Source organism: Streptomyces daqingensis, from assembly GCF_014645895.1.
Classification (GTDB): domain Bacteria; phylum Actinomycetota; class Actinomycetes; order Streptomycetales; family Streptomycetaceae; genus Streptomyces; species Streptomyces daqingensis.
This window is the reverse complement of record NZ_BMMP01000024.1, coordinates 26,514-52,671: the sequence shown is the minus strand read 5'-3', so window position 1 is coordinate 52,671 and position 26,158 is coordinate 26,514. Positions and strand designations below refer to the sequence as shown.

Annotated in this window: 24 protein-coding genes; 20 read left to right on the top strand and 4 right to left on the bottom strand. The window is 70.3% G+C overall.

Features of this window, described 5'->3' with window-relative positions:
- Nucleotides 1-7 precede the first annotated feature (7 nt).
- Nucleotides 8-1,324: a geranylgeranyl reductase family protein gene (locus tag IEY56_RS26175; RefSeq protein WP_189039743.1), complete on the top strand. Its 1,317-nt coding sequence runs from the start codon at nt 8-10 to the stop codon at nt 1,322-1,324.
- Between the two features lie 231 nt (nt 1,325-1,555).
- Here the strand turns inward: IEY56_RS26175 and IEY56_RS26170 are convergent, their stop codons facing one another.
- Complete coding sequence (locus IEY56_RS26170) at nt 1,556-2,260, bottom strand: C40 family peptidase (RefSeq protein WP_308424179.1); 705 nt, start codon at nt 2,258-2,260, stop codon at nt 1,556-1,558.
- Between the two features lie 827 nt (nt 2,261-3,087).
- Between IEY56_RS26170 and IEY56_RS26165 the strand changes: the two genes are divergently transcribed.
- From IEY56_RS26165 to IEY56_RS26095, 15 genes are all read left to right on the top strand, one after another.
- Nucleotides 3,088-3,447 (top strand): NADH-quinone oxidoreductase subunit A, encoded by a 360-nt coding sequence (locus tag IEY56_RS26165; protein WP_070008848.1) that lies wholly within the window; start codon nt 3,088-3,090, stop codon nt 3,445-3,447.
- 13 nt (nt 3,448-3,460) lie between these two features.
- Entirely contained in the window at nt 3,461-4,015 is a 555-nt protein-coding gene (locus tag IEY56_RS26160) for a NuoB/complex I 20 kDa subunit family protein (protein ID WP_045866871.1), read from the top strand.
- A complete protein-coding gene (locus tag IEY56_RS26155; protein ID WP_189039741.1) occupies nt 4,012-4,743 on the top strand; it encodes an NADH-quinone oxidoreductase subunit C in 732 nt (243 codons plus the stop codon). Before IEY56_RS26160 ends, IEY56_RS26155 begins: the two co-directional genes overlap by 4 nt.
- A complete protein-coding gene (locus IEY56_RS26150; protein WP_189039740.1) occupies nt 4,743-6,077 on the top strand; it encodes an NADH-quinone oxidoreductase subunit D in 1,335 nt (444 codons plus the stop codon). Before IEY56_RS26155 ends, IEY56_RS26150 begins: the two co-directional genes overlap by 1 nt.
- On the top strand, nt 6,074-6,973 hold the full coding sequence (gene nuoE / locus IEY56_RS26145) for an NADH-quinone oxidoreductase subunit NuoE (protein WP_045866874.1): 900 nt from the start codon (nt 6,074-6,076) through the stop codon (nt 6,971-6,973). Before IEY56_RS26150 ends, nuoE begins: the two co-directional genes overlap by 4 nt.
- Nucleotides 6,973-8,319: an NADH-quinone oxidoreductase subunit NuoF gene (gene nuoF / locus IEY56_RS26140; RefSeq protein WP_189039739.1), complete on the top strand. Its 1,347-nt coding sequence runs from the start codon at nt 6,973-6,975 to the stop codon at nt 8,317-8,319. Before nuoE ends, nuoF begins: the two co-directional genes overlap by 1 nt.
- Complete coding sequence (locus tag IEY56_RS26135; RefSeq protein WP_229712216.1) at nt 8,316-10,853, top strand: NADH-quinone oxidoreductase subunit G; 2,538 nt, start codon at nt 8,316-8,318, stop codon at nt 10,851-10,853. The genes nuoF and IEY56_RS26135 overlap by 4 nt, the downstream gene beginning before the upstream one ends.
- Before the next feature lie 160 nt (nt 10,854-11,013).
- A complete protein-coding gene (gene nuoH / locus IEY56_RS26130) occupies nt 11,014-12,408 on the top strand; it encodes an NADH-quinone oxidoreductase subunit NuoH (protein WP_189039737.1) in 1,395 nt (464 codons plus the stop codon).
- A 37-nt stretch (nt 12,409-12,445) separates the two neighbouring features.
- Nucleotides 12,446-13,138: an NADH-quinone oxidoreductase subunit NuoI gene (nuoI, locus tag IEY56_RS26125; RefSeq protein ID WP_229712221.1), complete on the top strand. Its 693-nt coding sequence runs from the start codon at nt 12,446-12,448 to the stop codon at nt 13,136-13,138.
- A 2-nt stretch (nt 13,139-13,140) separates the two neighbouring features.
- Nucleotides 13,141-14,109 (top strand): NADH-quinone oxidoreductase subunit J, encoded by a 969-nt coding sequence (locus IEY56_RS26120; protein WP_189039768.1) that lies wholly within the window; start codon nt 13,141-13,143, stop codon nt 14,107-14,109.
- Entirely contained in the window at nt 14,106-14,405 is a 300-nt protein-coding gene (gene nuoK, locus IEY56_RS26115; RefSeq protein WP_045866878.1) for an NADH-quinone oxidoreductase subunit NuoK, read from the top strand. The genes IEY56_RS26120 and nuoK overlap by 4 nt, the downstream gene beginning before the upstream one ends.
- 13 nt (nt 14,406-14,418) lie before the next feature.
- The gene (nuoL, locus tag IEY56_RS26110; RefSeq protein WP_189039736.1) at nt 14,419-16,362 is read left to right on the top strand and encodes an NADH-quinone oxidoreductase subunit L; all 1,944 of its coding nucleotides are present in this window, start codon (nt 14,419-14,421) and stop codon (nt 16,360-16,362) included.
- Nucleotides 16,363-16,365: 3 nt separating this feature from the next.
- On the top strand, nt 16,366-18,018 hold the full coding sequence (locus tag IEY56_RS26105) for an NADH-quinone oxidoreductase subunit M (RefSeq protein ID WP_189039735.1): 1,653 nt from the start codon (nt 16,366-16,368) through the stop codon (nt 18,016-18,018).
- A gap of 5 nt (nt 18,019-18,023) precedes the next feature.
- Nucleotides 18,024-19,667, top strand: coding sequence for an NADH-quinone oxidoreductase subunit NuoN (gene nuoN, locus IEY56_RS26100; RefSeq protein ID WP_189039767.1), 1,644 nt, complete (start codon nt 18,024-18,026; stop codon nt 19,665-19,667).
- A 541-nt stretch (nt 19,668-20,208) separates the two neighbouring features.
- Nucleotides 20,209-20,745 carry a hypothetical protein gene (locus IEY56_RS26095; protein WP_189039734.1) on the top strand — a complete coding sequence of 179 codons (537 nt, stop codon included), beginning with the start codon at nt 20,209-20,211 and terminating at the stop codon, nt 20,743-20,745.
- 80 nt (nt 20,746-20,825) lie between these two features.
- Here the strand turns inward: IEY56_RS26095 and IEY56_RS26090 are convergent, their stop codons facing one another.
- Both IEY56_RS26090 and IEY56_RS26085 read right to left on the bottom strand, forming a co-directional pair.
- Entirely contained in the window at nt 20,826-21,047 is a 222-nt protein-coding gene (locus IEY56_RS26090; protein WP_189039733.1) for a DUF397 domain-containing protein, read from the bottom strand.
- Nucleotides 21,044-21,874 (bottom strand): helix-turn-helix domain-containing protein, encoded by an 831-nt coding sequence (locus tag IEY56_RS26085; RefSeq protein WP_189039732.1) that lies wholly within the window; start codon nt 21,872-21,874, stop codon nt 21,044-21,046. The genes IEY56_RS26090 and IEY56_RS26085 overlap by 4 nt, the downstream gene beginning before the upstream one ends.
- Nucleotides 21,875-22,010: 136 nt before the next feature.
- On the opposite strand from IEY56_RS26085, the gene IEY56_RS26080 reads away from it, so the two are divergent.
- Nucleotides 22,011-22,238, top strand: coding sequence for a hypothetical protein (locus IEY56_RS26080; RefSeq protein WP_189039731.1), 228 nt, complete (start codon nt 22,011-22,013; stop codon nt 22,236-22,238).
- On the top strand, nt 22,235-22,516 hold the full coding sequence (locus IEY56_RS26075; RefSeq protein WP_189039730.1) for a hypothetical protein: 282 nt from the start codon (nt 22,235-22,237) through the stop codon (nt 22,514-22,516). The genes IEY56_RS26080 and IEY56_RS26075 overlap by 4 nt, the downstream gene beginning before the upstream one ends.
- A 141-nt stretch (nt 22,517-22,657) precedes the next feature.
- Here the strand turns inward: IEY56_RS26075 and IEY56_RS26070 are convergent, their stop codons facing one another.
- Complete coding sequence (locus IEY56_RS26070; RefSeq protein ID WP_189039729.1) at nt 22,658-23,596, bottom strand: fumarylacetoacetate hydrolase family protein; 939 nt, start codon at nt 23,594-23,596, stop codon at nt 22,658-22,660.
- 324 nt (nt 23,597-23,920) lie between these two features.
- On the opposite strand from IEY56_RS26070, the gene IEY56_RS26065 reads away from it, so the two are divergent.
- Nucleotides 23,921-25,255, top strand: a complete 1,335-nt coding sequence (locus IEY56_RS26065; protein ID WP_189039728.1) for an enolase C-terminal domain-like protein — start codon at nt 23,921-23,923, stop codon at nt 25,253-25,255.
- A gap of 112 nt (nt 25,256-25,367) precedes the next feature.
- Nucleotides 25,368-26,117 carry a FadR/GntR family transcriptional regulator gene (locus IEY56_RS26060; RefSeq protein ID WP_229712215.1) on the top strand — a complete coding sequence of 250 codons (750 nt, stop codon included), beginning with the start codon at nt 25,368-25,370 and terminating at the stop codon, nt 26,115-26,117.
- The last annotated feature ends 41 nt before the right edge of the window (nt 26,118-26,158 follow it).

Genomic DNA, 26,158 nt, shown 5'->3' with positions numbered 1-26,158 from the left:
ACTGCCAATGCCCTACTGCCCAGCATCTGCGGGAGCCCTCGTGACCGAGACCGTCACCTCCGACCGGACAGCCGATGTGATCGTTGTCGGTGCCGGCCCCGCGGGGGCCACCACCGCCTACCACCTCGCCCGCAGCGGCCTCGACGTGCTGCTGCTGGAGAAGACCGCGTTCCCGCGCGAGAAGGTGTGCGGCGACGGCCTGACGCCGCGCGCGACGAAGCAGCTGATCGCCATGGGCATCGACATCTCCGAGGAAGCGGGCTGGCTGCGCAACAAGGGCCTGCGCATCATCGGCGGCGGCCAGCGTCTGCAGCTCGACTGGCCGGAGCTGGCCTGCTACCCGGACTACGGACTCGTGCGCAAGCGCGACGACTTCGACGAGCAGCTCGCCAGGCAGGCCGAGAAGGCCGGCGCGCGGCTCCACGAGCGCTGCAACGTCGGCGAGCCGGTGCTGGACTCCGCGGGACGCATCACCGGCGTGCACGCCAAGCTGGGCGAGGAGAAGACGCCCGTCACCTTCCACGCCCCCGTCGTCGTCGCGGCCGACGGCAACTCGACGCGGCTGTCGCTGAAAATGGGCCTGCACCGCCGCGAGGACCGCCCTATGGGCGTCGCGGTCCGCACGTACTTCAACTCGCCCCGCCACGACGACGACTACCTGGAGTCGTGGCTGGAGCTGTGGGACCGCCGCGGTGCTCAGGACCGCCTGCTGCCCGGCTATGGATGGGTCTTCGGCATGGGCGACGGGACGAGCAACATCGGCCTGGGCGTCCTCAACACCTCGGACTCCTTCAAGGAGCTCGACTGGCGCGAGATCCTCAAGGCGTGGTGCGCGTCCATGCCCGCCGAGTGGGGATTCACGCCGGAGAACATGACGGGGCCCATCCGCGGCGCCGCGCTCCCCATGGCCTTCAACCGCCAGCCGCACTACACGCGCGGGCTCATGCTCGTCGGCGACGCGGGCGGTCTGGTCAACCCCTTCAACGGCGAGGGCATCGCGTACGCCATGGAGTCCGGCGTCATCGCGGCCGAGACCATCGTGCAGGCGCAGGGGCGGGCCACGCCCGCACAGCGCGAACTGGCCCTGCGCCGCTACCCGAAGATCCTCAAGGACACGTACGGCGGCTACTACACGCTCGGACGCGCCTTCGTGAAGCTGATCGGCAACCCCAAGGTGATGAAGGTGGCCACGGAGCGCGGCCTCTCGCACCCGGTGCTGATGCGCTTCGCCCTGAAGATGCTCGCCAACCTCACGGAGCCCACCGGCGGCGACGCCATGGACCGCGTCATCAACGGCCTGAGCAAGGTCGCTCCGCGCGCCTGACACCCACCTGAGGCGGTGCGCCTGCGGCCGGGGCGAGCAAACCCCGGCCGTGGGAGCACCGCCTCTTCGCCGTTCCGGCCGCCCTCGCAGGGCGCGAGGGCCCGCCAGACAGACGGACGCCCCCTGTACGGCCGTGTGGCCGTACAGGGGGCGCCGTGCGGTGCGTTGGGTTCTCAGGTGCCGCGTCAGCGCGCTGCGGACGCGGGAGGCGTCCCCGTGGACGTCAGATCGTCACAGCACGCGGACCGCGCCGGACGGCGGGTCGTAGTCGAGGGGCTTCTCGACCACGCCGGTCGAGGAGTTCTGGGCGCCGATGAACTTGCCGCCGCCCACGTAGACGCCGATGTGGTAGGCGCTGCCGCGGCCGCCCCAGTAGAGGAGGTCGCCCTCCTGAAGCGCGTCCATGGAGACGGGCGTGCCCTCGAGGGACTGGGTCTGGGAGGTACGCGGGAGGCTCACGCCGACCTGCTTGAAGGCTGCCTGTGTGAGGCCGGAGCAGTCGTACGAGGAGGGCCCGCTCGCGCCCAGCACGTAGGACTTGCCCACCTGGGCCTTGAGGAAGCCGATGACGGAGGAGACGTTGCCGCTGCCCGACGAGAGATCCGTGCGGCCCGTGGAGCGGGAAGCCCGTGCGTCGGCCGCCTTCTCCCGCGCCTCGGCCTTGCGTTCGGCAGCGGCGGCCTTCTTCTGGGCCGCCTCCAGCGCGCGGTCGGTGGCCTTGGCCTCGGCCTGGCGCACCTCGTACTGCAGTGCCGTGGTCTTGAGGGAGTCGGCAGCCCTGGCGGAGGAACCCGCCACGGTGTGACTGACCTCGGAGACCGCGCCCGTCTCGGCTGCGGCTTCCGACTTCGCCGAGGCCTTGTCGGCCAGGGGCGAGGACGGGGACATCGCCGTGGTGAAGGCGATGGCGCCGAGGACGCCGCCGGTGGCGCTCACTCGCAGCGACCTGTTCACGCTGCTCTGGCGAGGCTTCCGGTGTCTGGGTACGTGAGTGTTCCGGGACATGGGGCATGGATAGCAGCCCGCAGATGATCCGTTCAAAATTCGTGCAATCTGACACAGCCGCTGCGAGAACGCCCAGTTGAGACCCGGTTGATCTTCACAGGTCTCGCTCCGGTCACGGCCGTCGCCCAACTACCCCGCTGTGACCACCTAGTTATCTTCATGGTGACGGGAAGTAGCCGCGTATACCACGGCCTTCGTAGGTCTGGCAAAGGTGGCAGGGGCTGCCAGGGTGCTGCGTGACGCACGTCACACTCGCCGTGTCGACTCCGTCCGTGAATGGCGTTTTGATGCCCGGTCATCCCATTCTGTGCCGATCGGTCCCCGTGTTCGGACGGTGAATGAAGTGGCCGATCGGCGGAGGATTGTGCTGACGTTCACGAACGCCGCAATCGCAGACGGGTCCGGCTCTCGCCTCGGCCGGGCATCCGGGAGCGCTTTCCGGGGGCCTCGCGCGGGCGCTTTCCGGGCGTCGCGGGGAACGCCTTTGCGGATCTTGGACATTGCTAACCGGCAAGCCTCTGACGTGCGGTTTTGTCGTCGCGTGTTGGAGATCACAAGTCTCTGGGGGGACCCCGTGTCGCACGTCACAAGGCCCGGGCATAAGATGCCTCCCGCAAGGGCTTGTGAACTGCCTCACATAGAAGCGATCTTGGTGAAGGCGGCGCGAGCCAGGTGGACAGCCGGCAGTCAGCGTCGACAGTCCCCTGGGCCTACCGGTCCGGGAGGTCTCCAGGGTCGACTGGAAGGAGCGGGGAGCGGTGAACGCCTACACGCCAATCCTTGTACTGGGAGCCATCGCGGCCGGGTTCGCGATCTTCTCGGTGGTCGCGGCATCGGTCATCGGCCCCAAGCGCTACAACCGAGCCAAGCTGGAAGCGTACGAGTGCGGCATCGAGCCCACTCCCCAGCCGGCGGGCGGCGGGCGTTTCCCGGTCAAGTACTACCTGACGGCGATGCTCTTCATCGTCTTCGACATCGAAATCGTCTTTCTCTACCCGTGGGCCGTTCACTTCGACTCCCTCGGGATCTTCGGCCTGGTCGAAATGCTGGTCTTCGTCGCCCTCATCGGCGTCGCGTACGCCTACGACTGGCGGCGCGGCGGCCTGGAATGGGATTAGGGGCAGGTACGCAATGGGACTCGAAGAGAAGCTGCCGAGCGGCTTTCTGCTGACCACCGTCGAGCAGGCCGCGGGCTGGGTGCGCAAGTCGTCCATGTTCCCCGCGACCTTCGGACTCGCCTGCTGCGCCATCGAGATGATGACGACGGGCGCGGGCCGCTACGACCTGGCGCGCTTCGGCATGGAGGTCTTCCGCGGATCGCCCCGCCAGGCCGACCTGATGATCGTGGCCGGCCGCGTCAGCCAGAAGATGGCCCCGGTGCTGCGGCAGGTCTACGACCAGATGCCCAACCCCAAGTGGGTCATCTCCATGGGCGTCTGCGCCTCGTCCGGCGGGATGTTCAACAACTACGCGATCGTGCAGGGCGTCGACCACATCGTCCCGGTCGACATCTACCTGCCCGGCTGCCCGCCGCGCCCCGAGATGCTCCTCGACGCGATCCTCAAGCTGCACCAGCACGTGCAGGGCGAGAAGCTCGGCGTCAACCGCGAGCAGGCGGCCCGTGAGGCGGAGGAAGCAGCGCGGAAGGCCGTGCCGACGATCGAGATGAAGGGGTTGCTGAGGTGAGCGAGACCAGCAACGGCAACGGCGCCGAGAACGCGAACGGTTCCGTCCCCGCGCCGCGCAACGACAGCGGCGAGGTCATCGGCGTACGCCGCGGCATGTTCGGCGCGGACAGGGGCGGCGACACCTCGGGGTACGGCGGCCTGGTCCGCACGATCCGGCTCCCCGGCGCGAGCAGCCGCCCCTACGGCGGGTACTTCGACGAGGTCGCGGACGAACTCGAGGGCGCGCTGGAGGAGCAGGGCCTGGCGCCCGAGGACGCGATCGAGAAGACCGTCGTCGACCGCGGCGAGATGACGCTGCACATCGCGCGCGAGCATCTGCTCCAGGTGTGCCGGACGCTGCGGGATGACCCGGCGCTCCGCTTCGAACTGTGCACCGGCGTCAGCGGAGTGCACTTCCCGGGCGACAAGGGCCGCGAGCTGCACGCCGTCTACCACCTGCGCTCCATCACCCACAACAGGGTGATCCGCCTGGAGGTCAGCGCACCGGACGCCGACCCGCACGTCCCCTCCGTGGTCGAGGTCTATCCGACCAACGACTGGCACGAGCGCGAGACGTACGACTTCTTCGGCCTGATCTTCGACGGGCACCCCGCGCTGACGCGGATCATGATGCCCGACGACTGGCAGGGCTTCCCGCAGCGCAAGGACTACCCCCTCGGCGGCATCCCCGTCGAGTACAAGGGCGCCCAGATTCCGGCTCCCGATCAGCGGAGGTCGTACAGCTGATGAGCACATCCACCACCCACGCGACCGCGGGCATCCGCGAGACCACCGAGGGCACGGTCTACGACGTCACCGGCGGCGACTGGGACGAGGTCGCCGCGGCCGCCGCGCGGAGCGACGACGAGCGGATCATCGTCAACATGGGTCCGCAGCACCCGTCGACGCACGGCGTGCTCCGTCTGATCCTGGAGATCGACGGCGAGACGGTGACCGAGGCGCGCTGCGGCATCGGCTACCTGCACACCGGTATCGAGAAGAACCTCGAGTACCGGACGTGGACGCAGGGCACGACGTTCGTGACGCGCATGGACTACCTGACGCCGTTCTTCAACGAGACGGCGTACTGCATGGCGGTCGAGAAGCTGCTCGGCATCGAGGACGACGTCCCGGACCGGGCCAACGTCATCCGCGTCCTGCTGATGGAGCTGAACCGTCTCTCCTCGCACCTGGTGGCGATCGCCACGGGCGGCATGGAGCTCGGCGCCACCACGGTCATGATCTTCGGTTTCCGCGACCGCGAACTGGTCCTGGACCTCTACGAGCTGATCACCGGCCTGCGGATGAACCACGCGTTCATCCGTCCCGGCGGCCTCGCCCAGGACCTGCCGCCCGGGACCGTCGACGCGCTGCGCGAGTTCCTGAAGAAGATGAAGAAGAACCTGCCGGAGTACGACGCGCTGTGCACCGGCAACCCCGTCTTCAAGGCCCGCCTGAAGGACATCGGCTACCTCGACCTGGCCGGCTGCATGGCCCTGGGCGCCACCGGCCCGATCCTGCGCTCCGCCGGGCTGCCGCACGACCTGCGCAAGTCTGACCCGTACTGCGGTTACGAGGACTACGACTTCGAGGTCCCCACCGTCGACACGTGCGACTCCTACGGACGTTTCCTGCTGCGCCTGGAGGAGATGCGGCAGTCGCTGCGGATCATCGAGCAGTGCATCGACCGCCTGGAGCCCGGGCCCGTCATGGTCGGCGACAAGAAGATCGCCTGGCCCGCGCAACTGGCCCTCGGCCCCGACGGGCTGGGCAACTCGCTCGACCACATCAAGAACATCATGGGCACCTCCATGGAGGCCCTGATCCACCACTTCAAGCTCGTCACCGAGGGCTTCCGCGTACCGCCGGGACAGACGTACGCGGCGGTGGAGTCGCCCAAGGGCGAACTGGGGGTGCACGCCGTGAGCGACGGCGGCACACGCCCGTACCGCGTGCACTTCCGCGACCCCTCCTTCACCAACCTCGAAGCCATGGCGGCCATGTGCGAAGGCGGCCAGGTCGCCGACGTGATCGTCGCCGTCGCGTCCATCGACCCCGTGATGGGAGGCGTCGACCGATGACCACCGCGCCCGACCGGGGCACGACCCCCGAAGCACCGATGCTCGGCATCCCCTCGATGCCCGCGCCGGACTACCCGTCCGACGTCCGCGAGCGGCTGGAGGCCGACGCGCGCGAGATCATCGCGCGCTACCCCGACAGCCGTTCCGCGCTGCTGCCCCTGCTGCATCTCGTGCAGTCCGAGGAAGGGCACGTGACGCGCACCGGGCAGCGTTTCTGCGCGGAGATGCTGGAGCTGACCACGGCCGAGGTCAACGCCGTGGCGACGTTCTACTCGATGTACCGCCGCAAGCCGTCCGGCGACTACCAGGTCGGCGTCTGCACCAACACGCTCTGCGCGGTGATGGGCGGAGACGCGATCTTCGACGACCTGAAGCAGCACCTGGGCGTCGGCAACAACGAGACCACCGAGGACGGCAAGGTCACGCTCGAGCACATCGAGTGCAACGCCGCCTGCGACTACGCGCCCGTCGTGATGGTCAACTGGGAGTTCTTCGACAACCAGACGCCCGAGTCCGCCCGGCAGCTGGTCGACGACCTGCGCGCGGGACGCGAGGTGGCACCCACCCGCGGCGCGCCGCTGTGCACGTTCAAGGAGACCGCCCGCATCCTCGCCGGCTTCCCCGACGAGCGCCCCGGCGCCGTCGAGGCGACCGGCGGTGGCGGCGCCCCCTCGCTGGCCGGGCTGCGGCTCGCCAAGGGCGAGGCGCCTCCCGGGCGGCTCGCGCACCCGCGCGGCCCCGCCGGGCCGGCCGACCAGCCGGTGCCGCTCCCGGGTGAGGAAGCCCCGGAGAGCCACCCCAGTTCGCACGACATGCCGCAGTCGACCGCCGCGTCCGACCCGGCCAACCCGTCCGGCCGCCCGGCCGACCCGGGCCCGGGGGAGGAGAGGGAGTAATGGCGACCGAATCCCCGGAGAAGCTTCTCTCCCCGGTCCTCTCCGCGTACTGGGACGAGCCCGATGCGTGGACGCTGGAGACCTACAAGCGCCGCCACGACGGATACGAGGGCCTGGCCAAGGCCCTGGCCATGCCGCCGGACGACGTCATCGCCTACGTGAAGGACGCCGGCCTCCGCGGCCGCGGCGGCGCGGGCTTCCCCACGGGCATGAAGTGGCAGTTCATCCCGCAGGGAGACGACAAGCCCCACTACCTCGTCGTCAACGCGGACGAGTCCGAGCCGGGCACCTGCAAGGACATCCCGCTGCTCTTCGCGAACCCGCACTCCCTCATCGAGGGCATCATCATCGCCTGCCACGCGATCCGCTCCTCCCACGCGTTCATCTACCTGCGCGGCGAGGTCGTGCCCGTGCTGCGCCGCCTGCACCTCGCGGTGCGGGAGGCGTACGAGGCGGGGCTGCTCGGCAAGAACGCGCTCGGCGAGGGCAAGGACCTGGAGCTGACGGTCCACGCGGGCGCGGGCGCCTACATCTGCGGTGAGGAGACCGCGCTGCTCGACTCCCTCGAAGGGAGGCGCGGACAGCCCCGGCTGCGGCCCCCGTTCCCGGCGGTCGCCGGTCTGTACGCGTGCCCGACCGTGGTGAACAACGTCGAGTCCATCGCCTCGGTGCCGGCCCTGATCAACCGGGGCAAGGAGTGGTTCCGTTCGCTGGGCAGCGAGAAGTCCCCGGGCTTCACGCTGTACTCCCTCAGCGGCCACGTCGCCAACCCCGGCCAGTACGAGGCCCCGCTGGGCATCACGCTGCGCCAGCTGCTGGAGATGAGCGGCGGCATGCGCCCCGGCCACCGGCTGAAGTTCTGGACGCCGGGCGGCTCCTCGACGCCGATGCTCACCGACGAGCACCTCGACGTGCCGCTCGACTACGAGGGCGTCGGCGCGGCCGGCTCCATGCTCGGCACGAAGGCGCTGCAGTGCTTCGACGAGACGACGTGCGTCGTCCGGGCGGTGACGCGCTGGACGGAGTTCTACGCGCACGAATCGTGCGGCAAGTGCACGCCGTGCCGTGAAGGGACGTACTGGCTCGTCCAGTTGCTCCGCGACTTCGAGTCCGGCAAGGCCACCAAGGCCGACATCGACAAGATCGACGACATCGCCGACAACATCAACGGCAAGTCGTTCTGCGCCCTCGGCGACGGCGCCGCCTCGCCGATCTTCTCGTCGCTGAAGTACTTCCGCGACGAGTACGAGGCGCACCTCGACGGGCGCGGATGCCCCTTCGACCCCGCGAAGTCGACCCTCTGGGCCGACGAGAACAAGACCGCTCACCCGGAGGTGAAGGCGTGACAGTCACCACAGACGCGAAGACCTCCTCGGGGGGCGACGGACCACGGCCGGAAGACCTGGTCTCCCTCACCATCGACGGAGCCGAGATCTCCGTGCCGAAGGGCACGCTGGTCATCCGCGCAGCCGAGCAGCTCGGCATCGAGATCCCGCGCTTCTGCGACCACCCGCTGCTGGACCCGGTCGGCGCCTGCCGCCAGTGCATCGTCGAGGTGGAGGGCCAGCGCAAGCCGATGGCGTCCTGCACCATCACCTGCACCGACGGCATGGTCGTCAAGACGCAGCTCTCCTCGCCGGTGGCGGAGAAGGCGCAGCGCGGTGTGATGGAGCTGCTGCTCATCAACCACCCGCTGGACTGCCCGGTCTGCGACAAGGGCGGCGAGTGCCCGCTGCAGAACCAGGCCATGTCGACCGGTTCGGCCGACTCCAGGTTCGAGGGCGCCAAGCGCACCTTCGCCAAGCCGGTGCCGATCTCCACGCAGGTGCTCCTGGACCGCGAGAGGTGCGTGCTGTGCGCGCGCTGCACCCGCTTCTCCAACCAGATCGCCGGCGACCCGATGATCGAGCTGCTGGAGCGCGGTGCCCTGCAGCAGGTGGGCACGGGTGAGGACGAGCCGTTCCAGTCGTACTTTTCCGGCAACACCATCCAGATCTGCCCCGTGGGCGCGCTCACCTCGGCTGCGTACCGCTTCCGTTCGCGCCCGTTCGACCTGGTCTCGTCGCCGTCCGTCTGCGAGCACTGCTCGGGCGGCTGCGCGACCCGTACGGACCACCGGCGCGGCAAGGTCATGCGGCGGCTGGCGGCGAACGACCCCGAGGTCAACGAGGAATGGCTCTGCGACAAGGGCCGCTTCGGGTTCCGCTACGCCCAGCGCCCCGACCGTCTCACCACGCCTCTCGTTCGCGGTGAGGACGGCGAACTCGCCCCCGCGAGCTGGCCCGAGGCGCTGGAGAGGGCGGCCCGCGGGCTGTCCGGCGCGCGGGGCCGCGCGGGCGTGCTGACGGGCGGACGCCTCACGGTCGAGGACGCCTACGCGTACGCGAAGTTCGCGAGGGTGGTGCTCGGCACCAACGACATCGACTTCCGCGCCCGCGTCCACTCCGCCGAGGAGGCCGGCTTCCTCGCCGCCCACGTCGCCGGAACGGGCGTGGACGTCGGGGACGGCAAGGGCCTGACGTACTCGGCGCTGGAGGCGGCGCCCGCGGTGCTGCTCGCCGGGTTCGAGGCCGAGGAGGAGGCGCCGGGCGTCTTCCTGCGGCTGCGCAAGGCCATGCGCAAGCACGGCCAGCGCACCTTCTCCCTCGCCTCGCACGCCACCCGCGGACTGCAGAAGGCGGGCGGCACGCTGCTGCCCGCCGCACCCGGCACCGAGACCGAGTGGCTGGACGCGCTGTCCGGCCGCGTCGGGCTCGACGCCGCGGGTGAGGCGGCGGCCGACGCGCTGCGCGCCGAGGGCTCGGTCATCGTGGTCGGAGAGCGGCTCGCGGCCGTCCCCGGCGCGCTCACCGCCGCGGTCCGCACGAGCGTCGCCACCGGTGCCCGTCTGGTGTGGATCCCGAGGCGGGCCGGCGAGCGCGGTGCCGTCGAGGCCGGCGCGCTGCCGACGCTGCTGCCCGGCGCCCGTCCCCTGAGCGACGCGCGCGCACGGGACGAGGTCGCACGGGCCTGGGGAGTCGCCGAACTGCCCGGCGGGCAGGGCCGTGACACCTCCGGCATCGTCGACGCAGCCATCGACGGGGAGCTGTCGGCGCTGGTCGTCGGCGGTGTCGAACTCGCCGACCTGCCCGACCCGGCGCGTGCCGCGCAGGCGCTGGAGACGGCCGGTTTCGTCGTCAGCCTGGAGCTGCGTCCCAGCGAGGTCACGGACCGGGCGGACGTCGTCCTGCCGGTCTCGGCCGTGGTGGAGAAGGCGGGCACGTTCCTCAACTGGGAAGGGCGCGCACGGCCGTTCGCGGCGTCCCTCCGTGCGGACCAGATGACCCGCCGCCACGTCCAGCCCGACGCGCGGGTCCTGCACATGCTCGCCGACGCCCTCGACGCGCACCTGGGCCTGCCCGACGTGCGCACCATCCGCACCGAGATCGACAGGCTCGGCCAGTGGAACCCGGACGGCTCGATGTCCGCCGGGGTCCCCGAGGCACGGACAGGGGCGCCCTCCGCGTCCACGCCGCAGGCGGGCAAGGGCGAGGCCGTGCTCGCGGGACACCGGCTGCTGCTGGACCAGGGCCGCCTGCAGGACGGCGACGAGGCCCTCGCCGGCACCCGTCACCCCGCGGTAGCCCGGCTCTCGCGGGCCACGGCGGCCGAGGTCGGCGTCGCGGACGGCGGCACGGTCGCCGTCTCCGGACCGCTGGGCAGCATCCAGCTTCCGCTGCAGATCACGCAGATGCCCGACCGTGTGGTCTGGGTGCCGCTGAACTCCGTCGGCGGCGGCGTACAGGCGGACACGGGCGCGCTCCCGGGCGAGCTGGTACGCCTCTCCGCGGCACCCGCCGCGGCGGCCGCAGGCGCCGGAACCGAGGGGGCGGGCGCATGACTCCGCTCCGCTCGACCGCCCGGGCGGTCTCGAACCCCGCGCGGACAGCGCATCGTTCAGGAGGAGGTGAGCGCGTGAGCGCGCTCCTACAGGTCCGGCACCTGTGCGCGGACGTCACCGCCGCGGACGGGCCGAGCGCCCGCACCGGGGAGGTGACGGCGTGACCGGCACCGTTCTTCTCGCCGCCGAGGACCTCTCCTTCTTCGGCAAGGACCCGTTCTGGCTGATCGCGCTCAAGGCGGTCTTCTGCTTCGCGTTCCTGATGGTGACCGTCCTGATCTCCATCGTCATGGAGCGCAAGGTCGTCGCCTGGATGCAGCTCCGCGTCGGCCCCAACAGGCACGGCCCCTGGGGCATGCTGCAGTCGCTCGCCGACGGCATCAAGCTGATGCTGAAAGAGGACGTCGTCGTCAAGGGCGCCGACAAGGTCGTGTACCTCCTGGCGCCCGTGCTCGCCGCGATCCCCGCCTTCCTGGCGATCGCGGTCATCCCGTTCGGGCCTCCCGGCAACGAGGTCTCGATCTTCGGCACGCGTACGGCGATGCAGCTCACCGACCTTCCGGTGGCGGCTCTGTACATCCTCGCCACCGCCTCCATCGGCGCGTACGGCGTGGTGCTGGCGGGCTGGTCGTCCAACTCGACCTACCCGCTGCTCGGTGCCGTCCGCGCGACGGCTCAGGTCATCAGCTACGAGATCGCGATGGGCCTCAGCTTCGCGGCGGTCTTCCTCTACTCGGGCTCCATGTCGACGTCGGCGATCGTCGACGCCCAGCAGGACACGTGGTTCGCCGCGCTGCTGCCGGTGTCGTTCCTGATCTACATGGTGTCGATGGTGGGCGAGGCGCACCGCGCGCCGTTCGACATGCCGGAGTCCGAGGGCGACCTGGTCGCCGGCTACCAGACCGAGTACAGCTCCATCAAGTTCGCGCTGTTCATGATGGCCGAGTACGTGCACATCGTGACGCTCTCCGCCCTCGCCGCCACCCTCTTCCTGGGCGGCTGGCGTGCGCCGGCGCCGATCTCGACCTACTGGGAGGGCGCCAACCACGGCTGGTGGCCGCTGCTCTGGTTCTTCCTCAAGGTCTGCTGCCTGATCTTCTTCTTCGTCTGGATCCGCGGCACGCTTCCGCGTACGCGGTACGACCAGTTCATGAAGCTGGGCTGGAAGGTCCTCATCCCCGTCTCGCTGGTGTGGCTGATGCTGGTCGCCTCCATCAGGGCCATGCGGAACGAGGGTTACGACTTCGCGGGCATCGTCTACTGGGTCGCCGGCGCGGCGCTCGCGATCCTGCTGCTCTCCTTCGTCGTGGACGTCTTCCGCGGACGCAAGGAGGACGCGGAGGAGCAGGCCGCCAAGGAGAAGGCCGCATCCGAGGTCTTCGACCCGATGGCGGGCGGCTATCCCGTACCGCCGTTGCCCGGGCAGACGCTGCCGCCCGTACCGCGCCGCCGCTCCCGCCAGGCCGACCACGCGCTGGTCGGGCCCTCGGGAGCGGGGGAGTCCGCCGGTGAGGACGCGGAGAAGACCGACGGAAAGGAGGCCGACGGTGCCTGAGAACCCCGTTGCCGGCTTCGGCGTGACCTTCAAGGACATGTTCAAGAAGCGGCTGACCGAGCAGTACCCCGAGTACAAGAAGCCGACGGCACCGCGCTTCCACGGCCGCCACCAGCTCAACAGGCACCCCGACGGCCTGGAGAAGTGCGTGGGGTGCGAGCTGTGCGCCTGGGCCTGTCCCGCGGACGCCATCTACGTGGAGGGCGCGGACAACACGGACGAGGAGCGCTACTCGCCGGGTGAGCGCTACGGCCGCGTCTACCAGATCAACTACCTGCGCTGCATCCTGTGCGGCCTGTGCGTCGAGGCGTGCCCGACGCGCGCCCTGACGATGACGAACGAGTACGAACTCGCCGACTCCTCCCGCGAGTCGCTCATCTACACCAAGAAGGAGCTGCTCGCGGGCCTCGAAGAGGGCATGGTCGACTCGCCGCACGCCATCTTCCCGGGCATGACGGAGAAGGACTACTACCGCGGGCTGGTCACCGAGGCCGCCCCCGGCACCGAGGTCCAGACCGTCACCGACACCGGCGACCCGCAGGACTCGGCGTCGACGTTCGGCGAGGAGGAGCCCGCGGCCGCGCCGGTCGTCTCGGAAGGCCCCGCGGCGCACGGCGGAGGCGTCGACCCCTCCGCGCAGGACGCGCCCGACGAGGACGTCCGCGGGCAGGGCACCGCCGCCAGAGCGGCGGGCAACCGCTCCGGCAACGACTCGAAGGAGGGACGGTGACCATGCTGTCCTCGGCCTCCACGGCGTACGCGGCACACATCGACGGTGCCGCCCTCGCCGCCACCTCCTCCGGCACCTCCGCCGGTGAGGCGGCCGCGTTCTGGGTGCTGGGCACCATCGCCGTGATCGGCGCGCTGGGCACCGTACTGCTGCGCAAGGCCGTGCACTCGGCGCTGTGCCTCGCGGGCACGATGGTGCTGCTGGCGCTGTTCTACCTCGCCAACGGCGCGTACTTCCTGGGCATCGTCCAGATCGTCGTCTACACGGGCGCGGTCATGATGCTCTTCCTCTTCGTGCTGATGCTCGTGGGCGTGAGCACCGCGGACTCCCTCAAGGAGACGCTCAAGGGCCAGCGCTGGCTGGCCGTGGCCTGCGGTCTCGGCCTGGGCCTGCTGCTGATCTCCGGCATCGGGCAGGCGTCCGTGGTGTCCTTCAGCGGGCTGGAGGCCGCCAACTCCGGCGGGAACGTGCAGGCCCTGGCCTCGCAGCTGTTCACGAAGTACGTCGTCGCGTTCGAGGTGGTGGGCGCGCTGCTCACCGTCGCCGCCGTCGGTGCGACGCTGCTGACGCACCGCGAGCGCATCGAGAAGTCCAAGTCGCAGCGTGAACAGGCCGAGGAGCGCGTCAGGAAGGGCACCCAGCTGCCCCCGCTGCCCGCGCCCGGCGTCTACGCACGGCACAACGCGGTCGACCGCCCCGGCCTCCTGCCGGACGGAACCCCGTCCGACATGACGGTCAGCGCCACGCTGCGCGACCGCGGCCAGATGCGCGAGGTCGGCCCCGAGGCCCTGCACCGGGTCGCGGCGCTGGAGCAGCGCACCGCCGACCAGCACGGTCAGGCCGACCACGGGCGGATGTACGGCGAACCCCACGACCCGGACCGCGACACGGACGACGCGGACGACGCGGGCCAGGGCCGTGAGGCCCGGCAGGCACGGGACGAGGCCCGGGAAGAGGAGGCCGCGAAGTGAGCCCCGTCAACTACGTCTATCTCGCCGCGCTGCTGTTCACCATCGGTGCCGCCGGTGTGCTGATCAGGCGGAACGCCATCGTGGTGTTCATGTGCATCGAACTGATGCTGAACGCGGCGAACTTGACGCTGATCGCCTTCTCCCGCATCCACGGGAACCTCGACGGCCAGATCATGGCGTTCTTCGTCATGGTCGTCGCTGCCGCCGAAGTCGTGGTGGGGCTGGCGATCATCGTGATGATGTACCGCTCCCGGCACTCGGCCTCGGTCGACGACGCCAGCCTGATGAAGCTGTAAGGGGTACGAACCAGTGGAGTCATTGATCGGACTGCTCGTCGGCTTCCCGCTGCTGGGTGCGGCAGTGCTGCTGTGCGGCGGCAAGCGCGTGGACCGGACGGGCCACTGGCTGGGCGTACTGCTCGCCGGAGCCTCGTTCGTGGTGGGCGCGGTCCTCTTCCTCGACATGCTCGGCAAGAACGCCGACGAACGGGCCCTGCACCAGCACCTGTTCAGCTGGGTGCCGGTGGAGAGCTTCCAGGCGGACGTCGCCTTCCAGCTCGACCAGCTGTCGATGACGTTCGTGCTGCTGATCACGGGTGTGGGCACGCTGATCCACATCTACTCGGTCGGCTACATGGAGCACGACGAGCGCCGCCGCCGCTTCTTCGGCTATCTCAACCTGTTCCTCGCGGCGATGCTGCTGCTGGTGCTGGCCGACAACTACCTCCTGCTGTACGTCGGCTGGGAGGGCGTCGGCCTCGCGTCGTACCTGCTCATCGGATTCTGGCAGCACAAGCCGAGCGCGGCGGTGGCCGCGAAGAAGGCGTTCATCGTCAACCGCGTCGGTGACGCGGGCCTGGCCATCGCCATCTTCCTGATGTTCACCACTTTCGGCAGCTTCGCCTTCGCGCCCGTCCTCAGCAACGCCACCGAGGCGGGCGAGGGCAAGCTGACGGCGATCGGCCTGATGCTGCTGCTCGCCGCGTGCGGCAAGTCGGCGCAGGTGCCGCTGCAGTCCTGGCTCGGAGACGCGATGGAGGGCCCCACCCCGGTCTCCGCGCTCATCCACGCCGCGACGATGGTCACCGCGGGCGTCTACCTCATCACCCGCTCCGGCGCGATCTTCAACGCGGCCCCGGACGCGCAGACGGTGGTGGTCGTCGTCGGCGCGGTCACGCTCCTCTACGGTGCGATCGTCGGTTGCGCGAAGGACGACATCAAGAAGGCCCTCGCGGGCTCCACGATGTCGCAGATCGGCTACATGGTCCTCGCGGCCGGACTCGGCCCGATCGGCTACGCCTTCGCGATCATGCACCTCGTCACGCACGGCTTCTTCAAGGCGGGCCTCTTCCTCGGCGCCGGCTCGGTGATGCACGGCATGAACGACGAGGTCGACATGCGCAGGTACGGCGGTCTCCGCAAGTACATGCCGGTCACCTTCGTGACGTTCGGGCTCGGATACCTGGCCATCATCGGCTTCCCCGGCCTCTCCGGCTTCTTCTCCAAGGACCAGATCATCGAGGCGGCCTTCGCCAAGGGCGGCACGCAGGGCTGGATCCTGGGCGCCGTCACGCTGCTGGGTGCGGCGATCACCGCGTACTACATGACGCGCGTGATGCTGCTGACCTTCTTCGGCGAGGAGCGCTGGCGGCAGAAGACGCCGTCAGCGGACGCGCCCAGCGCGGAGCCGGCGGCCGAGGTGCACGGCGAGCACGGCGGGCCGCACCCGCACGAGTCGCCGCGCTCCATGACGATCCCGATGATCGTCCTGGCCTTCGGATCGGTCTTCGCCGGCGGCCTGTTCAAGGTGGGCGACTCGTTCGTGCACTGGCTGGAGCCGGTCACCCAGTTCGAGCACGGCCACCCGCCGGTCTCGGCCGCGGTGGTCACCGGCGCGACCGTCGTCACCATGCTCGTCGGCGTCGGCGCGGCATGGCTGCAGTACGGGCGCAGGCCCGTACCGGTCGTGGCGCCGCGCGGCAGCCTGCTGACGCGGGCCGCCCGCCGCGACCTGCTCCAGGACGACATCAACCACGCCGTCCTGGTCAAGCCCGGCGAGTACCTCACGCGAGGTCTGGTCTACGTCGACAGCAAGGTGGTCGACGGTCTCGTCAACGGCACCGCCGCCTCGTTCGGCGGTCTGTCCGGCCGTACGCGCCGGCTCCAGAACGGTTTCGTCCGCTCGTACGCGGTCTCGATGTTCGGCGGCGCGGCGGTACTGGTCGCCGCGACCCTGCTGATGAGGGCGGTCTGAGTCATGTCATTTCCTCTGCTGACGGCAACGGCGGCGCTGCCCGCGGTGGGCGCGATCGCCACCGCGGCCGTGCCCGCCGCCAGGAAGCGCGTCGCCAAGTGGGTCGCGCTGCTCTTCTCGGTGGCGACGCTGGCGCTGGCCGTGGCCGTGCTGGTGCGCTTCGACCCGGACGGGGAGCGCTACCAGCTCACCGAATCGCACTCCTGGATCAGGGACTTCGGCGTCCGCTACGAACTGGGCGTCGACGGCATCGCCGCCGTACTCATCGCGCTGACGGCCCTGCTGCTCCCCTTCATCATCGGAGCGGCCTGGCACGACGCGGACGACCTGGAGCCCACCCGCCCCAACCGGCGGTGGCGGCCCACCCAGGGCTTCTTCGCGATGATGCTCGCCGTCGAGGCGATGGTCGTCATGTCCTTCGCCGCGACGGACGTGTTCCTCTTCTACGTCTTCTTCGAAGCCATGCTCATCCCGATGTACTTCCTCATCGGCGGCTTCGGCGACCGCGCGCACGCGGCCGGTGAGGAGGAGGCGGGGAAGCAGCGCTCGTACGCCGCGGTGAAGTTCCTGCTCTACAACCTGGCGGGCGGCCTCATCATGCTGGCCGCGGTGATCGGCCTCTTCGTCGTCACCTCCGACCAGCTCGGCGAGGGCACGTACTCCCTGCAGCAGATCGTGCAGGCACGTGCCGACGGCGACTTCCAGCTCGGCACGAACACCGAACGGCTGCTCTTCCTCGGCTTCTTCTTCGCGTTCGCCGTGAAGGCCCCGCTGTGGCCGCTGCACACATGGCTGCCGAACGCGATGGGCGAGTCGACGGCTCCGGTGGCGGTGCTGATCACCGCGGTCGTCGACAAGGTCGGCACCTTCGCGATGCTCCGCTTCTGCCTCGGCCTCTTCCCCGAGGCCAGCGCGTGGGCGACGCCGGTCGTGATCGTGCTGGCGCTGGTGAGCATCCTCTACGGCGCCCTGCTGGCCGTCGGCCAGCGCGACATGAAGCGCCTGATCGCCTACGCGTCGATCTCCCACTTCGGCTTCATCGTGCTGGGCATCTTCGCGATGACCAGCCAGGGCCAGAGCGGGGCGACGCTCTACATGGTCTTCCACGGCGTCTCCACCGCCGCGCTGATGCTGGTCGCGGGCTTCCTCATCAGCCGCCGCGGCTCGCGTCTCATCGCGGACTACGGCGGCGTCCAGAAGGTCGCCCCGGTGCTCGCCGGGACGTTCCTCGTGGGCGGTCTCGCGACGCTGTCGCTTCCGGGTCTCGCGCCGTTCATCAGCGAATTCCTGGTGCTGGTGGGCACGTTCAGCCGGTACCCGGTCGCCGGGATCGTGGCTACGGCGGGCATCATCCTCGCCGCGCTGTACGTCCTGCTGATGTACCAGCGGACGATGACGGGACCGGTGGAGAAGAGCGTCGTACGCGAGATGCCGGACCTGCGGCCCCGCGAACTGGCAGTGGTGGCACCGCTGATCGCGCTGCTGATCTTCTTCGGTGTCTTCCCGCAGTCACTCACCGGGATCGTGAACCCCGCCGTCGAGCACACGATGTCCGACGTGCAGAAGAAGGACCCCAAACCAGACCATCCAGTCGCCGACAAGGGCTGGTTCGACTACAAGCCGGTGGACGGCCACGCCGGAGGTGACCACAAGTGAGCGCCGTGGCAACAGCGGGGACTGTCCCCAGCCTGTGGACACTTGCGGCGGAGCCGCTCGAAGCCCCCAAGATCGAGTACGGCCAGCTCTCGCCGGTCATCATCGTGCTCGGCGTCGCCGTGCTGGGGATCCTGCTGGAGGCGTTCCTGCCGCGCAGGGTGCGCTACGGCGCCCAACTGGTCGTCACCGCACTGGGCTTGGTGAGCGCCTTCGCGGCGGTCCTGGGCCTGGCCGTCACGGGGCACGCCACGACGAAGCGCGCCGTCGTGGGCATGGGAGCGCTCGCCGTCGACGGGCCGACGCTCTTCCTGCAGGGCACCATCCTGCTGGTCGGCCTGGTGTCGGTCTTCGTCTTCGCCGAGCGCAGGCTCGAACCCAAGTCGCAGACGGCCCACGTCGACTCCTTCGCCGCACAGCCCGCGGCCGTTCCCGGCGGTGAGGGCGAGCGCGAGGCGAACGCGGCCGGCTGGACGACGACCGAGGTCTACCCCCTGCTGCTCTTCGCAGTGGGCGGCATGCTCCTCTTCCCTGCGGCGAACGACCTGCTGACGCTCTTCATCGCGCTGGAGGTCTTCTCCCTCCCGCTGTACCTGCTGTGCGCGCTCGCCCGCAGGCGGCGTCTGCTTTCGCAGGAGTCGGCCGTCAAGTACTTCCTGCTGGGGGCCTTCTCGTCCGCGTTCCTGCTGTTCGGCGCGGCGCTGATCTACGGCTACGCGGGCACCTTCGCCTACTCCGGCATCGCCCGCGTCATCGGCAACGCCGACCGGCAGACCACCGCGGTCCTCGCCGAGACCGCGGGCAGCGACGCGCTGCTGCTCATCGGCGGGGCCTTGGTCGTGATGGGCCTGCTCTTCAAGGTCGGCGCCGTGCCGTTCCACATGTGGACGCCGGACGTCTACCAGGGCGCGCCGACCCCCGTCACCGGCTTCATGGCCGCCGCGACGAAGGTCGCCGCTTTCGGCGCGCTGCTGCGTCTGCTGTACGTGGCGCTCGAGGGGCTGCGCTGGGACTGGCGCCCCGTGATGTGGGGCGTCGCGATCGTCACGATGATCGCGGGCGCCGTCATCGCCATCACGCAGACCGACGTCAAGCGGCTGCTGGCGTACTCGTCCATCGCTCACGCGGGCTTCCTGCTCGCGGGTGTCATCGCGACGGAGGGGAGGGGCGTCTCCTCGGTGCTCTTCTACCTGGGCGCCTACTCGTTCGTGACGCTGGGCGCCTTCGCGGTGATCACGCTCGTACGGGACGCGGGCGGCGAGGCCACGCACCTGTCCAAGTGGGCGGGCCTGGGCCGCCGTTCGCCGCTGCTGGCGACCGCTTTCTCGGTCTTCCTGCTGGCGTTCGCGGGCATCCCGGCGACGTCCGGGTTCATCGGCAAGTTCGCCGTCTTCGCGGCGGCGGCGGAGGGCGGGGCCACCCCGCTCGTCGTCGTCGGTGTGATCGCCTCGGCCATCGCGGCGTTCTTCTACATCCGCGTCATGGTGCTGATGTTCTTCAGCGAGCCGAAGGCGGACGGGCCGACGGTCGCCGTGCCGAGCGTGTGGACGACGTCCGCCATCGCCATCGGCGTCGTCGTGACGCTCGTACTGGGCGTCTTCCCGCAGTACTTCCTGGACCTGGCGAGCCAGGCGGGCGTCTTCGTCCGCTGACGCCGCCTTCCAGGCGTACCGAGTCGCCGCTGCCCGGCGCCCCCGCGAGGGGGCGCCGGGCAGCAGCGCGTCCGGCCCGGGCGGGCGCGGCGGGGGACGGCGGGGGCGACTTCGGCAGGGGGGACCGGGCGCGCTGCGCGAGCGCGCGGAAGGGCTTGGCTGCGTCGTCGCGAGCGCGCGAAGATCCAAACGACGTGCCCCGAGGAGGGACGACTTCGGGTGATCCGACGCGACGTGACGCTGCGGGCCGCCACGGCGCTGGCATGGCTGGGCGTGCTCGCCTTCGCCGCCTGCCTGCTGGTGCGGAGCGTGGCGCCGTACCCCCGCTGGGACTTGCTGGCCTGCCTGCTGGTGGTGGCCGCCGCTTCCGCGTACTGGCTGGTGGAGGTACGTCCAGCCCGGCCGGGGAGGGTGAGCCGGCGTGTACGTCTGCCGCGCCCGGCCCTCGCGGTCGTGAGTGATTCCGTCAGGAGGCGCCCGGCTGCTGCTAATTTGACATGCCCCTGCAACTCGGCGGGGCGGGAGTCGAGGGAGACGACACGTGCGCAGGTCGGCGCGGACGACGGGGGCGGTGGCCGCTATCGCGGCCGCGGCGCTGCTGGTGAGCGGCTGCGGAAGCAGCGAGAAGAAGGGGGCCGACGACGGCGGCGACGGCGGCAAGAGCGACGCCTCGGTCTCGTCGCCGGAGGCGGACCCTGAGGCCACCGCGACGGCTGAGAAGTCCCAGAAGCCGAAGCCGCCGTCAGGCGGGAAGGACGCGAAGCCGCCGAAGGTCGCCGGCATCTGGAAGGCGAAGGGGAAGCAGTTCGTGCTGACCATCGCTGGGGACGCCGTGACCCTGCTGCGGCCGGAGTCCAACTGCACGGGCCGGGTCGTGGACAAGACGACGCTGACGCTCAAGTGCCCCGGCGGGACCGGGGAGGACCGTACGAACGGAACGGTGGGCGCGCTCAAGTCCGAGAGCATGAAGGTCAGTTGGAACGGCGGCGCCACGGACGTCTACAAGAGGGTCGCCGACGCTCCGGCGAAGCTGCCCGAGAACCCGGGGGACGTGGCGAAGCTGATCCCGCAGGAGTGACCCGGGGCGCGTGGTGACACGAGTGATGCCCCGCTGCTCGCTCGCTGGGAGTGGCGGGGCATCACGGAGTCGGGACGGGGTCAGAGGCCGCGCAACTCGTCCCGCTGGACAGCCGTGATGAACGACGACCAGGCAGACGGCTCGAAGGTGAGTGCCTGAAGGTCCGGGTCCTTGCTGTCGCGCACGGGTACGGCGCCTGCGTTGACGTAAGCCGGTGCCCACTCAACACAGTTGGCGCCCCCATTGCCGCTGTAGCTCGACTTGACCCACTCCGCCCGGGAGAGGTCGGGGTTGGTGCTCATGTCGGAAGCTCCTCCATTGCGGACCGGATGAGTGCCGCCGAGTCGCCCGGCGACAGGGCGCAAGCCCTCAGCAGATCGTATGCCCGCTGCCGTTCCGCCACGATCCCAATATCCTCCAGCAGCGTTCCGGTGCTGATGCTCTCCTCGTAGGCCACCCGCGCACCGTCTTCCAAGGTCATTAGCCTCAGCGTGCCACCCACCAAGGCATGTCCCCCTCGGTCGAAGGGGAGAACCTGCACCACGGTCGTCGGCGTGAGGGCCAGCTCTGCGAGACGCGCCAACTGGGCGCGCATGACTGCCGGTCCGCCGAAGCCTCGCCGGAGCACTGCCTCATCGATGATCAGGGAGAGGTCGGGCGGCGGATCGGCCTTCAGCAGCGCCTGCCGGCTCATGCGGGCCGTGACCAAATCCTCGATCGCGTCCGTCGCCGCCTTGGGGCTGGACACGACGAACTGGGCGCGGGCGTAGTCCTCCGTCTGCACCAGGCCAGGCACGATCTGAGGGCTGTACTCCTCGATGAGCCTGGCTCGTGCCTCCAGCTCCATCTGACGCCTGAACTGGTCGGGGTGGATCTCCCGGCTGGCGAGCCGGTACAGCTCCTCGAAGATCCCGTCCGTCCCGAAGGCCGCGTCCAGCCTCGCCGGGAGTGACGGGGGCGGCATCGCTTCGGCTGTCTCGATGCGGGCCAGGTGGCTGCGGCTGACGTTCACGATGTCCGACAGACCCTCGAGACTCGTGTCGGCGCGCTCTCGGTGCGCGCGCATCTTCGCGCCGAACAGATGGCGGGCGCTCCGGTCGGGGGTCAGCTCCCGAGGACGTGCGGCCACTGTGCAACTCCCGTCTCCCCAAAAGCGGCTGGGGACATGAACCCCTACTCATCGCCCGTCATGCAGGGCAATGCTGTGACTACGCAACGTAATGGATTCCTGCCGGGGCCGGCAGGCGGACGAAGGAGTAGGCAGCATGACGACGGGGCAGCAGGCGGATTCGAGGAAGATCAAGGAAGCCGAGGAGGCGCGGGAGGCGCTTGTGGCGGCCTTGCGGCGTGCGGGCGTCCAGCTTCCGGCCACGGACGTCCGGGTGCCTCTGGGCGCGGGCAGGGCGACGTACGCGTTCGTGAACCTCGGCGAGTGCTCGGCGCCGGTGGCACGTGACCTCGCGGCAGTGATCGAGAAGGGTGCGGGCCGGTGAGTTTCGACCCTGAGGGAGTGGCAGCCGAGGGGCACGGCCGGCTCGTCCGCGACGAAGTGACGGGCGAGGTGGGCGAGTTGATGCACGTCGGGGAGTACGAGGACCTCGCCGGCCATCCCCGCCGGCGTCGGCGCCTGGCGTTCCTGCGGCCCGAGGGCGGTGGCCTTGAGTGGACCACCGACCCCGACCACGTCACGCTTCTGGGCTCAGCCACGAGTCGGCGTCGCGATCACCATGGAGGTGGAAGCGGTGACCCCCGCTCCGAAGCCGGAACGTGACGACGCCCCGACGCGCAGTCCGAAGCCCGTCAGGTGCGCACACCCCGCGATCAAGAAGCGCGACGGCAAGATCTGCTGCGCGGATTGCGGCGTGCAGTTGTACCTGTGACGCCCCGGCCGCACCGCGGCTCCGGAGGCGGTTCAGGAAGCCGCGTGACCGCGCCGCTCGCGGCGCCGGATCAGCGGCTCGTCGACGGCGTCGACCAGCCAGTCCAGCTGCGCCTGGTCGCCCAGCACGGGGTTGCTCAGCGTGCCCACGCCGTCGATGGTGATCTCCACCGTGTCGCCGCCCCGCAGCGTGAAGTCCATCTCGGGGACGATGCCCGTGCCGGTGCACAGCACCGCCCCGTCGGGGAACGGCTGGGCGTGCCAGAGGTAGGCGGGCAGGCCGTGCGGGTCCCGGTGGAAGGCGGCCGTCGAGGTCTCGCCCTCGAAGGCGACGGAGCCGTCCCGCCGTACGACGAGGCGGATGCGGAGGTCCGCCGTGTCCGGCAGTTCCCAGGCCGGCACGATGCCGGGGGAGACCGACGCGCTTCCGCCGTAGATCTTGGCCTGCGGGAGGTAGAGCGGGTTCTCGCCCTCGATGGTGCGCGAGCTGACGTCGTCGGCGACGACGTAACCGACCGTGTCGCCCTGCCTGTTGACGACGAGGCCGAGCTCGGGTTCGGGCACGTTCAGCTCGGAGTCGTCCCGTACGGCTATCGGCTCGCCGTCCGTCACCACGCGCCACGGCGGGGCCTTGTAGAACAGTTCGGGGCGTTCGGCCTCGTAGACCCGCTCGTACACGGACTGCTCGGTGCTCTCGGCGACCCTCGCCTCCCGTGACCGCTCGTAGGTGACGCCGGCCGCCCACAGCTCCATCAGCCCGTCCAGCGGCGGCAGGAGCAGCACCGAGGACTCGGTGAAGACCGCCGGAGCCTCGCAGGTCCGCTCCACGAGGGCGCGCAGCTCGGCGGTGGGCAGCCGCAGCAGATCGGCGACGCGTGAGACGCCGTCGAAGGGGCGCACGGCTCCCGATCCGTCGGCGACGCCCGTGCGTACGGTCCCGCTCTCGTCGGCGAAGCGGATGATGCGTGTCATTCGCCTGCTCCTCTCTTGCTCATCTCCGTCTGCACGTGCCTGCCGCTGTGGACGAGGAGAGACGGCCTGAAGACGTCTGACCGCTGGAACGTAACCTCCGTGGGAAGTGCTGACAAGAGGTGGTGAATCAACGATCTACCTGTGTGTTGATCACCGGACCTTCGGGTATCGCTCTGGCGATGACGGCAGACATCTGACATCTTGGCCTGAGTTCGCGAGTCTGAGGCCGCACGCCCACCGCGGCTCCGCGGCCGGGTGAGGCCCTCCCGGGCATGCCGCGGCCGTGTCCCTCAGCCTTCACGCACGCAACAGGAGTGAGTGCCGATGACCGCCCGTATCGCCGGCGTCGAGACGATCGACGTCCGCTTCCCCACGTCCCGCGCCCTCGACGGCTCCGACGCGATGAACGAGGCGCCGGACTACTCCGCCGCGTACGTCGTGCTGCACGTCGAGGAGGAGGGCGGAGGCCGGCCCGCCGTCGCGGAGGGCCACGGGTTCACCTTCACGATCGGACGCGGCAACGACCTGGCGGCCCGCGCCGCCCAGGCCGTCGGCGAGCGGGCCGTGGGGCTCTCCGTCGAGGAGATCGCCGCCGATCTCGGCGGGTTCTCCCGGCACCTGCTCGGCGACAGCCAGCTGCGCTGGCTGGGCCCCGACAAGGGGGCGATCCACCTGGGCACCGCCGCCGTCGTCAACGCCGGCTGGGACCTCGCCGCCAAGCTCGCGGGCAAACCGGTGTGGAAGCTCCTCTCCGACTTCACGCCGCAGCAGATCGTCGACCTCGTCGACTGGCGCTACCTCAAGGACGCCCTCACCCCGGAGGCCGCCCTGGAGATGCTGGAGGCCCGCGTGCCGGGCCGTGCCGAGCGGGAGGCGCACGTCCGCGAACAGGGATACCCCGCCTACACCACCAGCGCGGGCTGGCTCGGCTACGACGACGAGAAGCTGGCCCGGCTGTGCCGCGAGGCCGTGGAGCAGGGCTGGGACTCCGTCAAGCTCAAGGTGGGCGCCGACCTCGCCGACGACGTACGCCGCTGCCGCATCGCACGGGAGATCATCGGCCCCGGCCGCAGGCTGATGATCGACGCGAACCAGACCCTCGGCGTCGCCGAAGCGGTCGAATGGGCGCAGGCGCTCAAGGAGTTCGACATCTGGTGGTTCGAGGAGCCCACCAGCCCCGACGACGTCCTCGGGCACGCCGCCATCGCCCGCAGCATCAAGCCCACCCACGTCGCCACAGGCGAACACGCCCACAACGCCGTGATGTTCAAGCAGTTCCTCCAGGCGGACGCGATCGGCATCTGCCAGATCGACGCCTGCCGACTGGGCGGCGTCAACGAGGCGGTGGCGTCCCTGCTGCTGGCCGCGGCGCACGGCGTCCCCGTCTGCCCGCACGCGGGCGGCGTGGGGCTGTGCGAGCTGGTGCAGCACCTGTCGATCTTCGACTACGTGGCGGTCAGCGGATCGATGGAGGACCGGGTGATCGAGTACGTCGACCACCTGCACGAGCACTTCCACGACCCGGTCCGGGTGCGCGGCTCCCGTTACATGGTTCCCGAGGCCCCCGGCTACAGCGCACAGATCCGCCGCGAGACGCTCGACGCCCACCGCTACCCGGACGGTTCCGTGTGGAGCGGTGCGCAGCGGGTGACATCCTGACGTCGCGCATGCCGGGGGACGCCGACGGAGGAGACAGGGGACACACCGTGCACGATCGGGCGGGGACATGAGTGCCGCCGGGCCGGGAGGCGGCCCGGGGAGCGTCGTCGACGTGGCGATCAGCCGTCTCAAGCGGCGCATCGAGACGGGCGAGTTCGCGCCGGGCCACCGGCTTCCGCCGGAGGCCGTGCTCGCCGGGGAGCTGGAGCTCTCCCGCCCCTCGCTCCGGGAGGCCGTACGGGCGCTGGCGATGGCCGGGGTCCTGGACGTGCGGCGGGGCGACGGCACCTTCGTCACCGACCTGCGTCCCGAACGGCTGCTGAGCGCGATCGGCAGCTTCCTGGACCTGGCCCAGGACACCGCGCTGGACGAGATGCTCGAGTGCCGCAAGGTCCTGGAGCCGGGTGCCACGGCGCTCGCGGCGACCCGCATGGACGAGGCCGCGCTGGACGCGCTGCTGGAGCGGATCGAGAGGATGCGCACGCTCCAGGACCCGGGCGAACTGGTCCGAGAGGACTTGGCGTTCCACCGCGACATCGTCGCGTCGACGGGCAACCGCACGCTGGAGTCGCTGGTCTCCTCCGTCAGCAACCGCACGGCCAGGGCGCGCATCTGGCGGGCCCTGGTCAAGTCGGACGTGCTCGCCTGGACGCATCAGCAGCACATGGACATCTACACGGCGCTCCGCGCCCGCGACAGTCTCGGGGCGTTCGCGGCGGCGAGCCGCCACGTGAGCGATGTCGAGAACTGGGTGCGGGCTCGGCTGGACGCCGTCCGCGACGGGACGGAGGGCCCGGGCACGGACGTGCCCGGAGCGGCCGAGGGCGCCGGCGCCGCCGGAGCGCCCGCCGACGGCCCCTGAACCTGGGCCCCGCACGCCCCGGCCGGGGAGGCGCCGTGCCG